A 14,481-nucleotide genomic window follows, 5' to 3' on the forward strand; every position below is an offset into this window, starting at 1 on the left:
TATTTAGCAACTACACCTAGCGGCCCGCATGCCGAAGAAGCCCTTTCCAAGGGATGGGCTCCCGAGCCTTTTATCAAAGGGAGATTTTATATGAACAGGTTTTTTATCTTCTTGGTTTTATTGCTCTTTGCTTTTGCAGCCGGATGCGTTGCGGTGGATAACGGTTTCGGTCCGGAACAAGCGCCTTCGGTCAAACTGGGTTTGGTAAAGCAAAACCCCGAGGCCTATAAAGGTATGGATGTGCTTTGGGGCGGCAAGATCCTCAAGGTTGTGAACAAGGAGAAAGGCACTTTGCTGGAGGTGCTGGAGCAACCTTTGGGGTATGACAACCGCCCCCTTGACTCGGATTCTTCTGAAGGCCGCTTCATTGTTTCTGTTAAGGATTTCATTGATCCGGCCATATACCAGGAAGGCCGGGAGTTGACAGCCAAGGGGGCTGTGGCCGGGGTGAAGGATCTTCCCCTGGGGGAAATTACCTATAAATACGTTCTGGTAAAGGGCGCGGAACTAAAACTTTGGAAAAAAAGACCTCAGGTGATAAGGGTTTACCATACCGGAGATGCTTTCTACGGCCCCCGCCCGGCCGGTCCCGGAGCTTACTGGTATTGGGGACCCTATTATTGGTGGTAGGGTCTAACGTATGTTTCAATATGAAATTTTACGTTTCTTAATGAAATGAGTTCTGCCTGTCCGCTTTAGGCCTTTTTTCATATTGTGCTTTGTTTGCAAGGAGTTGTCAGGCCGGACAAAGTGGCACATTATTTGAAAGCCTGTAAAACGGTGCAAAAGGCAGGTAAAGTGAAAACTGTTGCCTTTTGCTTAAACGGACAATGAGTTACTTGAGCCTGTTTTACGGGCCATGCAATTTGCCCGGCTTGAGTTGAAACACAATATTTGCTTCAGGAGTAAAAAATGCCCCAAAATGGAGCCTCTTACAAAATTATGATAGTCAGCAACCGGAAGCAGGCTTTGGCGGAGTTTGCCGATACCTTGAGCCAGGAGGGGCGGCATGAGATCGCCTGGGCTCAAACCGGAGAAGCGGCCTTGAACTTGGCCAAGGAAAAGATCTTTCAGATGGTGGTGGTTGATCACGAACTGGCAGACACCACAACCGGGAAGCTTTGCAAGGATTTGTTGGATGTAAACGCCCTGATCAACACCGTTGCTGTAAGTGAACTTTCGCCCGAGGACTTCCATGAAGAGTATGAGGGATTGGGTATTCTGTCCCATTTGCCCCTTGAGCCCGGGGCCGAAGACGCCAATGCCGTCCTGGAAAAACTTTCCGGCCTGGCCTTTATTCTGACCGACTGAAAAAAAGGGGGGGTCGTGAGTATCCAAACCGATTTGAAAAACGCCCTTATGCCCCTGGCCAAAGGGGTTATGGTTACGGAAGTCGCCATAGGACTGGGATATACTGCCGTGGCTTTGGATAACCAGGGCGCCGGTGTGGCCTACACCTTCAGGGACCTGGCTACCGGCGGGTGCAATGTATTTCACGGCACCCGCCCCTTGGCCGGGGCCAACGCTTTGGAACTGCTTTCTTATCTGGAGAGTGACGACGCTGTGGAGTTGGCGGTTGGCATGGCCACTGCCAATGCGCTTACTCCTTTTGATCATGATAAAGTCCTGCAAGGCGATGTGCTTGAACATCTGGGAGTTAAACCGGGTGATAAGGTAGGTATGGTCGGTAATTTCGCGCCGGTTATACCCGGCCTTAAAAAGGCCGGGGCAGAGGTGCTGGTTTTTGAACGGCTGCAAAAACCAGTGGTGGGTCTTTTGCCCGAAGAAGATGCCCCCCGGATTTTACCCCAGTGTGATCTGGCCCTTATCAGCTCCACCACCCTGTTAAACCGCACCATTGAGCCCCTGCTTGAGGCCGCGGCGACCTGCAGGCAGGTGGTTCTTTTAGGAGCAACCACCCCTCTTATGCCCAAGGTTTTTGCCAAGACGCCGGTGACGATGCTCTCCGGTGTACGGGTTGCGGATACGGCAGGCGTAATGCAGGTGGTAAAAGAGGCCGGGGGAATGCGCCAGTTTATGGGAATGGTGGAAAAGGTGGGGCTTAAGGCAGACGCATAAATAAAAGCCCACCCCTTTTCAGGTTGGGAGCAGACAAGTTGGGGGCGTTATTTGTCTGTAATTAAAAGACCCGGTTTTTTTGAGAAAAGACCGGGTCTTGATTTTTAGTTTGATCAGAAAAGCCTGTGTAAATGCGCCATTGTTTTTAGGCTGTCCACGGTAAAAAACTGAAGAACAATTTTAAGGACATAACGACATGTTGGTGACATGCCCGAATCTCGCGCTAAGTTTCACGGCATTTCTTCGGGGGAGAGAATGTCCTCTTTGGTGATTTTACGGCCCACTATCTCCACTCCGTCGCCGGGGACCACCACCCCGCCGCGCATGACCCTGAGATATATGCCTCCTTCTGCGAGCAAGGCCCTTCCTTTAAAATTATAATCACCTGGCTTCCATTCAGGTTTTCCTATGCCCACCACCTCTAAAAGGCAAGGTCCGACCCTGAGACGCACTCCAGGGGATAGAAGCTTATGATCCAGGCTGCGTACGATTATGTTCTCTGCAAAGTCACCTGGTTCAGGGGAAAATCCGGCTTCTTCGGCCTTCTCCCAAAGCAGTATGCTCACCTGACGCGGGCCCTTGTTAAAGTGGGCGTCGCCTTCAACCCCCATGTCCTGAATCAGGCTGATCCAGTCTTTTTTGTCTTTACGCCCCCGTGTGGGTGAAAGGGCCACGCTTTGGACTATGCCCGTGGGCAATTCGTCCGCCGGTTGGTTCATTGGTTTCCTCCAGGGTAAACCCCGTTTGCCCAAGTCTTCTGATTTGTAGCTAAAAATCAGGGATGTAGGGCTTGTTATGGGGTTTAATCACTTAAAAACCTGGGTGTATGGTAAATTTGATTGCCCACAGGTTTATCTCAGATTTAAAATATGTGCAAATCAGGTTAACTTTTCGCTCAAGACCTTTATTCCGGTCCGGAGCTTGCCGATAAACAGTTTGTACATTTTAGAACAAAGTAATCCCAAAAAACAATCGGTCAAGCCGTTTCACTTCAAAAAGGCCGTTATTTTATTTTTTGCGATGAAAAATAAGAAATCAGGTGGCTGTTCCGAGGGCTGAAAATGGGGTTGCCCTCCTCTCTTAAGAAGCAGTCGTTTTCTTTTAAAATAGCAGCATTTCTCAACTATTTTTTGGCTCTGACTTGTGTGTTTTTTTTAGCTTGACCTTGTCAGGTTACTATGTCAAGTAAGACATAGTCGTAAAATTCCTAAGGTTTTTGGGGTTATATCTATTATCGGCTTGAGCTTTAAAGGCTTAGCCCGTAAGGAGAGAGCAAAATGAAACGGAAGCTCGGGTTTTTAGGGGTATTCCTTCTTATCTGCGGATTGACTCTGGGAATGGCCCCTGCCCAGGCCGGGGCTGAAATCTCCGGCAATGTGATTATTTTTCACGCCGGTTCTTTGACCGTACCTTTTGCGGCTATGGAAAAGGCCTTTGAGGCCAAGCATCCCAAGGTGGATATCCTGCGCGAGGCGGGCGGCAGCACCAAAATGGCCCGTATGATCTCCGAATTGGGGAAACCTGCGGATATCATGGCTTCTGCCGATTATATGGTGATAAAGAAAAGCCTTATGCCGAAATTCACGGATTTCAATATCCGTTTCGCCACCAACCAGCTGGTGCTTTGCTACACAGATAAAAGCAAATTCGCCAAAGAGATCAATAAAGACAACTGGTATGAGATCCTTACTAAAAAAGGCGTGGTCTGGGGGCACAGCGACCCCAACCTGGATCCTTGCGGCTATCGCAGCCTCATGGTTCTGCAGTTGGCGGAGAAGTACTACAAAAAAGAGGGCCTTTACGATAAACTCATCGCCAATAGGCCCAAGGCCAACATAAGGCCCAAGTCGGTTGAGCTGGTAAGCCTTTTAAAGACCGGCAACATGGATTACGCCTGGGAATACCTTTCCGTGGCAGTGCAGCACAAACTGAAATACCTGACCCTGCCTGCGGATATCAACCTTGGTGACTATAAAAAGGATTCTTTCTATAAAAACGCCAAGGTCAAGGTAACCGGTAAAAAACCCGGCACCTTCATGACCAGGACAGGCAAGTCATGCACCTATGGCATCACCCTTATCAAAAACAGCCCCAACCCCGAGGCGGCCAAGGCCTTTTTGGCCTATCTGCTGGACCCCCAGGGTGGGCTCAAGATTTTGAAGAGCATGGGGCAGCCTCCTCTGGACCCGGTGCGGGTGCCGACTGCCGAGATGAAGGCCGCATTGCCCAAGTGCCTGGACAAACTGGTTGAGGTTAAGAATTAATGCCAAATCAGGCCGCGCGGGCCGATACCGGCCCGCGCAACCCTTCACATATCAGAAAAAAAAGGCCGGATATCTTTTCGGTGGCGGTTTGGTTCTGCGCCCTCACCATTCTGGCCTTTATCGGCCTTCCCCTGGTTCAGATGATCACTGAGCCGTCCTTGGGCGACCTGGCTGAATCCATCAGCGACCGGGATGTGCAAAACGCCATCTGGATGAGTATAAAAACCTCGGGCCTTGCCGCCTTGATCTCGCTTTTCTTTGGCACTCCACTGGCATATCTTCTGGCCCGTAAGGAATTTTGGGGCAAAAAACTTCTGGAGAGCGCGGTGGACCTGCCGATCATGATACCCCATCCCGTGATTGGCATCGCTGTTTTGAGTCTGGCCGGAGCCAACCACCCCATAGGCCGTTTCCTGGCTGATTTGGGGGTTCGGCTCATGGGCACGGAGGCCGGTCTGGTTGTGGTTCTCACCTTTGTGGGGCTCCCCTTTCATATAAATTCCGTGCGCAATTCATTTCAGGCCGTGCCTCCCCGGCTGGAAAAGGTGGCCAGAAGCCTGGGCGCAGGTCCGGCCGGAGCCTTTTTCAGGGTGACCCTGCCCCTGGCCTGGCGCGGAGTGCTGGCGGGAATGATCATGTGCCTGGCCAGAGCCATAAGCGAGTTCGGAGCGGTTGTGATTGTGGCCTATCACCCCATGACCGCGCCTGTGATGATCTATGAAAGATTCACCGCCTATGGGCTCAAGTATTCCCAGCCGGTGGCGGTGTGGCTTATATTTGTCTCCCTGGTTTTGTTCCTGGGGCTGCGTTTGCTTTCGGGAAACAGAAAAGCCCGCACATGATTAAGATAGAAAACCTGACTATAAAACTGCCCGGTTTTTCCCTTGAAAATTTCAATCTAAGGGTGGAGCCTGGTGGGTTCTCGGCCCTTTTGGGCCCCACCGGAGCCGGCAAGACTCTGGTTCTTGAGGCTGTGGCCGGGCTTTGTTCCATCTCAAAAGGCAAGATAATCATAAACGGCAGGGATGTTGCCGGGTTGGGTCCCGAAAAAAGAGGAGTGGGGATCGTTTATCAGGACTGCGCGCTTTTTCCCAATCTGGATGTAAGGGAAAATATCACCTTTGGGCTGCGCTATCAGCCAAAGGGCGGCCAGGGGGGGACAGACCGTTTTGACTGGCTGGTTGAGAATCTGGGTATCGGCCATCTTCTGGGCAGGGACGTTGTCAGTTTGAGCGGCGGGGAAAGGCAGAGGGTTGCCCTGGCCCGGGCGCTCTTGGTGGAGCCAAGCCTTTTACTTCTGGATGAACCCATTTCAGCCCTGGACCCCAATTTCAGGCAGGAGATAAGGGAGCTTTTAAAGAGGCTGCACCAAAAGACCAAGGTGACCTGCCTGATGGTCACCCATGATTTTAGTGACGTGCTTTTTCTGGCCGACCGGGCTGCGGTGATGAGCCGGGGTAAACTGGAGCAAAAGGGTAGTGTTGACGAGGTGTTCAATAATCCCAGCTCGCCTTTTGTGGCCAGGTTTGTGGGCATGAAAAATGTCTTTGAGGCAGAGTTTTCCGAAGGCTGCGCCCTGGTGAACGGATGGAGACTGAATTTGAATCCTGCTCCAAAAGGCCTGTGCGGCCATGTGGCCATAAGGCCGGAGAACATTTTTTTAAGCCTGGATAAACCAGACTCCTGCCGGGAAAATGTCATAACCGGTCGGTTGGCTGATTTGGTGGATTTGGGGCCCTATTGGGAGGCAAGGGTCTCGGCCGGATCAGAGATGATGACCACCATCCTTTCTAAATCCGAGCCGTTACGGCTGGGATTAAAGCCGGGCAGGGAAGTGCATTTATTAGTGCCGTATGATGCGGTACATTGTTTTTAAAGGCGGTTGACCGGCAATTGGGAAACTGTTATCTTGCCTTATGATTATTCCTCATACTACGGGGTAAAAGAGGATGTTCCATTTCTTTGGCTTTACTTGACAAGAGGGCGCGGGATCTGCCCGGGTTCGGTAGTCGAGTTATGGCCAAAGCCATTCTTTTTTGAATTTTAAAACAATTTAAATAATTCTCGGTTATCGACTCCTTTTTGGGCAGATGGTTGCATCGCGTTCCGCGCCGTTTGTGCGGCATGTTTATTGTTAACCCAGAAGGGAGTTTTAGATCCAATGTCTGGTAAGAATTTATTTTCAACCACCGGCGGCATAGTGGGGGTGGGGGCTTTTATTGGTGTTTTCGCCGCTCTTTTGCAGTACTGGGGCAACCCGGGCAACATGGGCATCTGCGTTGCCTGCTTTGAGCGGGATATAGCCGGTAGTGTGGGATTACACAGGGCCGGGGTGGTGCAGTACATGCGGCCCGAGATAATCGGCTTTGTATTGGGTTCCTTGATCGCCGCCTTTGCGTTTAAGGAGTTCAAGCCCAGAGTCGGTTCGGCCCCTATTGTGCGTTTTGTACTGGGAGCCTTCGCCATGATAGGCGCTTTGGTATTTTTAGGGTGCCCCTGGAGGGCGATCCTGCGCCTGGCGGGCGGAGATTTAAACTCCCTGTTCGGCCTGGCCGGGTTGGCCGTGGGGGTTTGGATCGGGGTTATGTTCCTTAAAAACGGATATAACCTTGGCCGTTCCCAAAAGACTTACGCCTCGGTGGGCCTTCTGATGCCGATCCTTATGGTATGCGCACTTGTTTTGATGCTCATCTATCCCCAGATTACCGGCCAGCCCAAAAGCGGGGTGCTTTTCTACAGCTTAAAAGGCCCCGGAGCCATGCACGCACCTTTGATTATTTCATTGTTGGTGGGTCTTGGTGTGGGAGTGCTGGCCCAGCGCAGCCGTTTTTGCACCATGGGCGCTCTGCGCGACTTGATTCTTTTCCGCCAGGCCCATCTTTTCTATGGTGTGGCCTCTCTTTTGGTTTTCGCCTTTATCGCCAATTTGATTTTGGGACAGTTCAATGCCGGATTCAGCGGTCAGCCGGTGGCTCACACCATGGGCCTGTGGAATTTCATGGGCATGGTCCTGGCCGGATTGGCTTTTGCCCTGGCCGGTGGTTGCCCGGGCAGGCAGTTGTTCCTGGCTGGTGAAGGAGACGGCGACGCAGCGGTCTTTGTGTTGGGCATGGTGGTTGGAGCCGGTTTTGCCCATAACTTCGGCTTGGCCAGTTCGCCCAAGGGTGTGGGCCCTCACGGCATAGCCGCTGTGATAGTGGGGCTTTTGTTCTGCCTGTTTATTGGTTTCACCATGCGGAAAAAGGCCTGAGTCCGACTGCCCACGGTTAGGAGCTGCTGATTTACCCCGTTAAGCCTTCCCGGCCTGGGTTTGTCAGACTGAGGTTTTTAGCTTGAAAGGAAAAGGAAACAAAAATGAGCGATATAATCGATGCCAGAGGGCTTTCCTGCCCCCAGCCCGTGATATTGGCAATGGACAAGATGAAGCAAATGAAAAAAGGTGTTTTTGAGGTGCAGGTGGATACTGAAACCTCAAGCGAAAATGTATCCCGGGCCGCTAAAAGCAAAGGCTGGGAGGTGAAAGAGGTCAGGGAAGAGAATGATGCTTTCTGCCTGACCATTGCAAAGGACTGATCTTGGGCTTGCTTAAGTTCTTGAAACGCAGGCAGCCTTCTGAAGGGGAGGCTGCCTTGGGGCAGGGGTGGGGGATACTGGTATTTGAAAATACCAGTGAGGTCATCCGGGCCGAGGCGGGCTTAAGGGCCGCCGGCTGGGAAGTCAAGGTCATGGGGCCGCCTCCCGAACTGCGCACCGGTTGTGACCTGGTGATCCGTTTTCCCTTGATTGAACAGCTCAATATCATTCGTTCCCTGGAAAACCTAGGCATACCGCCCCTTGAGGCTGTACCGGTAACCGATCCCCTGCTTAAACCTGTGGATCTTTTTCTGGTGAAGGATCTGGGGGCATGGCTCATGATCAGGGCCGCCAATATGAAGTTGACTGTAGAGAAAGAGTCTCGAAAGATAGTCAATATTTCAGGCGGCGGATGTCCGGATGTTCCATATCTGGCAGCACTGATGGTGGGCAGGGATCTTGAATCCGCTCCCCAGCCCCGGGAATTGGGACACACCCTTTGCGGTTATGCGCTTCAGTTGGCTTATGAGGAGATGCTTAGAAAATGCTTTCAGTCATAGGCACCATACCTGATCCGGATATGCCCGTTTTTGAGGGAGAAGCCCGTCTGGAAGGCGACCACATCAGGGTGGCCGGTCGCAGCGTTTCCGTAAACCGGGGTACGGCAGCCCTTTTGGCCGCCGCCTGCCAAACCGTGCAAGTTTGGGGCGGGCATCAGGTTTTTGCCCATTTGGTTGGTGATACAGGCCTGGGCCAGGGCAGCCGGGAGCTTTACGCCCACCTGGCAGCGGGGATCTCAGATTGCGGCAATAAAAAAGCCCTGGTTTTTCATTACCTGCAACCCGATGCCGATTGGTGCGCTAAACTGATGCTCCGCTTTGAGGCAAAGGCTGATAGGCCCCTTCTCATAGCCGACGCAGGATTCATGTATGCCGCAAAAATGGCAGGACTTGCGGGAATATTTGATCTTTTTACCCCTGATATGGGTGAGCTGGCCTTTTTGGCTGATGAAAAGGCGCCTCATCCCTTTTATACCCGTGGATTTATATTGCATGAGGGTATTCAGGCCGATGAACTTATAAAAAAGGCCTATGCCGCTTCCAATGCTCCGCCTTACCTTTTAGTTAAAGGCAATCCGGACCAGATTGTGCATCAGGGCCGGATTATGGGCACGGTTGACTCTCCCAGTGTTCCTTCCATGGAGGCCATGGGTGGCACCGGAGATACTGTCACCGGTGTGGTTTCGGCCTTGCTTGCCCTGGGGGTTGAGCCACTGAGAGCTTGCCTGGTGGCGGCCAGAACCAATCGCCTGGCCGGGGAAATGGCGGATGTGAATCCTGCTTCCCAGATTATGGAGATGGTGGGTAAAATTCCCCAGGCATTGGAGCTGGCCCTTGAGGAGTATTCCGGCAATGAGTAAAGAAAATTCTATAAACCAAGGCATGACCGTATTGGATGTGGTGCACCGTTTTCCGAGTACCGAAGAGGTTTTCAGGTCTTATGACCAAAAAGCCGGTGTATGCGTGCTCTGCGAGGCGCTTTTTGAAACACTGGAGGGTTTTGCGGGCAGGTTTGGTATTGATTTGGACGAGCTGTTAAACCGCTTGGAAAAAAGCCCGCCTGGAAAGTCAACATAATTGAACAAACGGGCAGGAGGCGGCTGGCCTCCTGTCTGTTAACTTGCTGACAATGTCCTCCTGGACTTTGCCTGAGGCCGCTTGACAAAAACTTGGGTTTTGTCAAGCGGCTCGAATTATTCATCTTAAGAAAGCCTCGCAATTCGGCGGGCCGTCATTCGGGGTCCCCGAAAAATCGCAGATTTTTCAAAGGTGTGTCCTTGCCCCGGTTTCAGGCTGTTTTCTTTTTTCTGCGCGATCTGTAGACCAGACCGGCCAGGCCGGAACCCAAAAGCAGCAAGGTCCCCGGCTCGGGAGTGGCAGCGGCTCCGCCACCGTTATATCCGGCAAAGGGATTAAGATTCTGCTGCAAAGACCCCTTCATGGATTTGGCAATAAGGTTTCCCTGAATCACACCTTCTGCAAAAACAATATCCGCAAAAGGAGCCAGGATACTGCCTTCCACGCTGATCCCTGAGATCCTTAAGGTTTCAGCCTCAAAGAAGTTAAATAAAACCCTTGAGGAAAGTTGGGAAAACACGGATTGATTGCCCTGCAGGGAAACATTTTTACCGCTGATATTGAGCAGGATGGTGGCGTCATCCGGGATGCTGCTCAGGGCATTCCAATAGGTGGCCTGGCTTAAAAGGCTGCCGTCCACATCTATCACCTGTAAATCACTTTTGCCGTCACCGAGCATATTCATTCCGCCCCAGAGCGTGGAACTGGAACCTGTGGCGTCCAGCCCGGCCAGCTCACCGGAAAGACTGGAAAGCCTTTTTTGCTCAGTTGCGAAATTCACAGACAGGTTATCCTTGCCCTGTTTGTCTGTGAGGGTGGCTCCGGGAGCCAGACCATAAACCACAGACTGATCCACCTTGGCCTTACCGCCGACACTGATGTTGCCCCAATAGACTCGGCCGTTGTTAAAATTAAGATTGCCGCCAACCACCAAGGAATCGCCGGAAAAACCAGGTTTGAGCCGGTCTCCCACGGAATAACCGCCTATCATTTTGGCGTTGCCACCCACAGCCAGTCGTCCCTGGGTGTCTGAAGATATTTGTAAATTTTCAAAAATAAAGGTGTTGAACTGGCCTGCTGTCATAAGGTCTATGTTCAGTGCCCAGGCCTGAGTTCCCGTGCTAAGGAGAAACAAGGCCCCCAGTAAAAATATTGGGAAGCACAATGAGCGCTTGATCATTAATTTTATCTCCCTGGAGCTCTTTGGTTCCGGTTCTTTTGCTCGCCGTTGCCAAGGATAAGTCCTTGTATATACTATATTTGGAATCTTAGCAGTTATTAAGCCGATTGCCATAATGGAAAAACAAGATCCAATAATAGTTTTGTCGTGAATCAGAAGGTACGCAAAAAGCGGGCCAATATGTATTTAGAATGAGCCTGGATTTCAGATAAAGAGTTATGGCTATAAAAATAATTATTTTAGATAGTTATCAACGACGGACGAAATCAGATTTTTTTTGATGTCTTTGGGCTGCGCCCTGAAACTGGACAAGTCTTGCCCAGCAAGACAATACTTTTCCATTATTAGAGGACAAGGAGTCGGCAGCCGGCCCAAGCCGGGGGCCCTGGCGAAGCAAGGCCCCCGAAGGGATGCTAATCTGTTATGGCCTGGTGATACTCCTGCAGGCTTCTCACCTGACCTGCTCCCCTTAAGCGGGCTGCAATTCCCCTGGCAGCCGCCCTGGCCGCAGCCACTGTGGTGATATAGGGGATCTTATAGCGAACCGCAGCCTTCCTGATGTAGGAATCGTCGGTTTTGCCCATTTTTCCGGCCGGGGTATTGACCACAAGCTGAATCTGACCGGATTTGATGGCGTCTGTGATATTGGGCCTTCCCTCATAGAGCTTCAGAATGGATTTGCTCTCCACCCCGTTTTTGCCCAGGAAGTCACAGGTGCCCTGGGTGGCCATGATCTCAAAGCCCAGCGCCTTGAATTTACGTGCGACTTCAAGGGCTTCTTCCTTGTCAGGGTCCACCACGGTGAGCAGTACGCAACCCTTGCTGGGAAGGATCTGGGAGGCAGATTCCTGGGCCTTGTGGAAGGCCAGGCCATAGGTGTCGGCCAGACCCAGAACCTCGCCGGTGGAGCGCATTTCAGGTCCCAACACCGGGTCCACTTCCGGGAACATGTTAAAGGGGAAGACCGCTTCCTTGACTCCGTAGTGGGGAATGTGACGTTTCTTAAGGTTCAGGTCCTTGATGCTCTTGCCCAGGATCACCTGGGTGGCCAGGTTGGCCATGGAGATGTTGCAGACCTTGCTGACCAAAGGCACCGTACGGCTGGCCCTGGGGTTGGCCTCCAGTACGTAAACCTTGCCGTCACTGATGGCATACTGAATGTTCATCAGGCCCACCACCCTAAGGGCAATGGCGATTTTTCTGGTGTATTCCTCTATGGTGGCCAGATCTTCGGGTGAGATGCTCACCGAGGGGATGGTGCAGGCAGAGTCGCCGGAGTGAATACCGGCCAGCTCAATGTGCTCCATAACCGCCGGCACAAAGGCATCTTTGCCGTCGCAGATGGCGTCGGCCTCGGCCTCTATGGCGTTTTCCAGGAATTTATCGATCAGGATGGGCCTTTTATGGGAGATGCCCACTGCCGCGGCCACATATTCCCTAAGCATATCCTCGTCGTGCACCACTTCCATGCCCCTGCCGCCGAGTACATAAGAGGGGCGCACCATCAATGGATAGCCTATCTTGTCTGCAATGCCAAGGGCTTCGTCTATATTGATGGCCATGCCTGATTCAGGCTCGGGTATGCCGAGTTTTTCCATGACCACCCGGAAGCGGTCCCTGTCCTCGGCCAGGTCAATGGTGTCAGGCGTGGTTCCCAGGATATTGACCCCGGCTTCGGCCAGTTCGGTGGCGATATTCAGCGGAGTCTGTCCGCCGAACTGGATAATCACCCCCTTGGGCTTTTCTTTTTCATAGATGCTGAGCACATCTTCCACAGTCAGCGGCTCAAAATAGAGTTTGTCGCTGGTGTCATAGTCCGTGGAAACGGTTTCGGGGTTGCAGTTGACCATAATTGAGCCAAGGCCGGCTTCGCGCAGGGCAAGGGCGGCATGAACGCAGCAGTAGTCGAACTCGATGCCCTGGCCAATGCGGTTGGGGCCGCCGCCTAAGACCATGATTTTTTCACCCTCGGCCGCTTCCACTTTATCAGGGGCGTTATAGGTGGAATAGTAATAGGCAGCGTCTTTTACACCGCTTACAGGCACAGGCTCCCAGGCCTCGGCCAGGCCCAGCTCGAGCCTTTTGACCCTTATATCTTTTTCCGGCAAGTCCAGTATCTGGGCCAGGTAGATATCGGCAAAACCGTCTTTTTTGGCCTGGATTAGAAGTTCGTCCGGAGGCAGTTGGCCCTTATAGGCAAGTATGTTTTCTTCGAGCTCAACCAGTTCCTTCATCTGTTCTATGAACCAGGGCTTGATCGAGGTGCGCTGGTTCAGGGCTTCTACTGTGGCACCCTTGCGCAGGGCCTCATACATGATGAACTGGCGCTCGCTGGTGGGCGCCCAGAGAAGGCCCATCAGCTCATCCAAGGTTTTTTCATGGAAACCATTGGCAAACCCCAGACCGTAGCGACCCGTCTCCAGGGAGCGGATGGCTTTTAACAAAGCCTCTTTGTAGTTTTTGCCGATACTCATCACTTCGCCCACGGCCCGCATCTGGGTGCCGAGCTTGTCTTCCACGCCTTTGAATTTCTCAAAAGCCCAGCGGGCGAATTTCACTACGACATAGTCTCCGTAAGGGGTGTACTTCTCCAGGGTTCCGTCCCGCCAATAGGGGATTTCGTCCAGGGTCAATCCTGCGGCCAGCAAAGAGGAGACCATGGCGATGGGGAAGCCCGTCGCCTTGGAGGCCAGGGCGGAGGAGCGGGAGGTGCGGGGGTTGATCTCAATTACAACCACCCTGCCGGTCTTGGGATCATGGGCAAACTGCACGTTGGTGCCGCCTATGACCTCAATGGCCTCTACAATTTCATAGGAGTATTTCTGGAGCCTTTCCTGGAGCTCCTGTGAGATGGTGAGCATGGGCGCTGTGCAGTAGGAATCGCCTGTGTGCACGCCCATGGGGTCCACGTTCTCAATAAAGCAGACCGTGATTTTCTGGTTTATGGCGTCCCGGACCACTTCCAGTTCCAGCTCTTCCCATCCGATCACTGATTCCTCGACCAGAACCTGGCCCACCAGGCTTGCGGCCAGGCCCCTGCTCACAATGGTGCGCAGCTCGTCTGTGTTGTAGACAATGCCGCCGCCGGTCCCGCCCATGGTGTAGGCCGGGCGGATGACCACCGGATATCCCAGATCCCGGGCTATGGCCTCTGCTTCTTCCAGGGAATAGGCCACCTGGCTCTTGCACATCTCTATGCCCAGGCGGTCCATGGTCTTCTTAAAGGCGATGCGGTCTTCGCCTCTTTCAATGGCGTCAACCTCAACCCCGATAATACGTACGCCATATTCTTCCAATACTCCGGCCCTGGCCAGTTCGGAAGAGAGGTTCAAACCGGATTGGCCACCCAGGTTGGGCAACAGCGCGTCCGGTCTTTCTTTTTCTATGATGCGCGTAACGGATTCGACCGTAAGGGGTTCAATATAGGTGGCGTCTGCCATTTGGGGGTCAGTCATGATGGTGGCGGGGTTTGAGTTGACCAGGACAACTTTGAACCCCAGGCCCTTAAGAGCCTTGCAGGCCTGAGTGCCGGAATAGTCAAACTCACAGGCCTGGCCAATCACAATGGGGCCTGACCCTATGATGAGAACCTTGTTGATGTCGCTCAGCTTGGGCATGCGGACTGACCTCCTTTATGGGAAAAAGCTGTAAACTTTTTGGCTACTTAAAAAACAGCATCCCTTGGCTGCGTAAGAAATGCGCCTTAAGGCGCACTAATACCACCAGCATTTTCCAGGATGCCGCAGAT

The 14,481-nt window shown here is 52.5% G+C and carries 14 protein-coding genes; 11 read left to right on the plus strand and 3 right to left on the minus strand.

Annotated elements, in window-relative coordinates; all coding sequences use genetic code 11:
• From X474_RS09780 to X474_RS09790, 3 genes are all read left to right on the plus strand, one after another.
• On the plus strand, positions 1-630 hold a 630-nt coding region (locus X474_RS09780), incomplete at its 5' end, for a Slp family lipoprotein (protein WP_231688316.1).
• Positions 631-912: 282 nt separating this feature from the next.
• Positions 913-1,311 carry a response regulator transcription factor gene (locus X474_RS09785; RefSeq protein ID WP_044348577.1) on the plus strand — a complete coding sequence of 133 codons (399 nt, stop codon included), beginning with the start codon at positions 913-915 and terminating at the stop codon, positions 1,309-1,311.
• 15 nt (positions 1,312-1,326) lie between these two features.
• On the plus strand, positions 1,327-2,079 hold the full coding sequence (locus X474_RS09790) for a DUF364 domain-containing protein (RefSeq protein WP_044348578.1): 753 nt from the start codon (positions 1,327-1,329) through the stop codon (positions 2,077-2,079).
• A 230-nt stretch (positions 2,080-2,309) separates the two neighbouring features.
• On the opposite strand, the gene X474_RS09795 is transcribed toward X474_RS09790, so the two are convergent.
• Positions 2,310-2,798 carry an MOSC domain-containing protein gene (locus X474_RS09795; RefSeq protein ID WP_044348579.1) on the minus strand — a complete coding sequence of 163 codons (489 nt, stop codon included), beginning with the start codon at positions 2,796-2,798 and terminating at the stop codon, positions 2,310-2,312.
• 558 nt (positions 2,799-3,356) lie between these two features.
• Between X474_RS09795 and wtpA the strand changes: the two genes are divergently transcribed.
• The 8 genes from wtpA (at position 3,357) to X474_RS09840 (ending at position 9,553) form a co-directional block, all read left to right on the plus strand.
• Positions 3,357-4,343, plus strand: a complete 987-nt coding sequence (gene wtpA / locus X474_RS09805; RefSeq protein ID WP_044348581.1) for a tungstate ABC transporter substrate-binding protein WtpA — start codon at positions 3,357-3,359, stop codon at positions 4,341-4,343.
• Positions 4,343-5,185 carry an ABC transporter permease gene (locus X474_RS09810; protein ID WP_082464281.1) on the plus strand — a complete coding sequence of 281 codons (843 nt, stop codon included), beginning with the start codon at positions 4,343-4,345 and terminating at the stop codon, positions 5,183-5,185. The genes wtpA and X474_RS09810 overlap by 1 nt, the downstream gene beginning before the upstream one ends.
• Complete coding sequence (locus tag X474_RS09815) at positions 5,182-6,219, plus strand: ABC transporter ATP-binding protein (RefSeq protein ID WP_044348582.1); 1,038 nt, start codon at positions 5,182-5,184, stop codon at positions 6,217-6,219. Before X474_RS09810 ends, X474_RS09815 begins: the two co-directional genes overlap by 4 nt.
• A 285-nt stretch (positions 6,220-6,504) precedes the next feature.
• Positions 6,505-7,593 carry a YedE family putative selenium transporter gene (yedE, locus tag X474_RS09820; RefSeq protein WP_044348583.1) on the plus strand — a complete coding sequence of 363 codons (1,089 nt, stop codon included), beginning with the start codon at positions 6,505-6,507 and terminating at the stop codon, positions 7,591-7,593.
• A 104-nt stretch (positions 7,594-7,697) separates the two neighbouring features.
• Complete coding sequence (locus X474_RS09825) at positions 7,698-7,916, plus strand: sulfurtransferase TusA family protein (RefSeq protein WP_044348584.1); 219 nt, start codon at positions 7,698-7,700, stop codon at positions 7,914-7,916.
• An 8-nt stretch (positions 7,917-7,924) separates the two neighbouring features.
• Positions 7,925-8,476, plus strand: coding sequence for a putative Se/S carrier protein (locus tag X474_RS09830; protein ID WP_044349029.1), 552 nt, complete (start codon positions 7,925-7,927; stop codon positions 8,474-8,476).
• On the plus strand, positions 8,461-9,336 hold the full coding sequence (locus tag X474_RS09835) for an NAD(P)H-hydrate dehydratase (RefSeq protein WP_044348585.1): 876 nt from the start codon (positions 8,461-8,463) through the stop codon (positions 9,334-9,336). The genes X474_RS09830 and X474_RS09835 overlap by 16 nt, the downstream gene beginning before the upstream one ends.
• Complete coding sequence (locus X474_RS09840) at positions 9,329-9,553, plus strand: hypothetical protein (RefSeq protein ID WP_044348587.1); 225 nt, start codon at positions 9,329-9,331, stop codon at positions 9,551-9,553. Before X474_RS09835 ends, X474_RS09840 begins: the two co-directional genes overlap by 8 nt.
• Positions 9,554-9,764: 211 nt before the next feature.
• Here the strand turns inward: X474_RS09840 and X474_RS09845 are convergent, their stop codons facing one another.
• Together X474_RS09845 and carB are read right to left on the minus strand one after the other, a co-directional pair.
• A complete protein-coding gene (locus X474_RS09845) occupies positions 9,765-10,733 on the minus strand; it encodes a choice-of-anchor A family protein (RefSeq protein ID WP_044348589.1) in 969 nt (322 codons plus the stop codon).
• Between the two features lie 413 nt (positions 10,734-11,146).
• Positions 11,147-14,350 carry a carbamoyl-phosphate synthase large subunit gene (gene carB, locus X474_RS09850; protein ID WP_044348591.1) on the minus strand — a complete coding sequence of 1,068 codons (3,204 nt, stop codon included), beginning with the start codon at positions 14,348-14,350 and terminating at the stop codon, positions 11,147-11,149.
• Positions 14,351-14,481 lie beyond the last annotated feature (131 nt).

The sequence above is a fragment of the Dethiosulfatarculus sandiegensis genome (genome assembly GCF_000931935.2).
Classification (GTDB): Bacteria; Desulfobacterota; Desulfarculia; order Desulfarculales; family Desulfarculaceae; genus Dethiosulfatarculus; species Dethiosulfatarculus sandiegensis.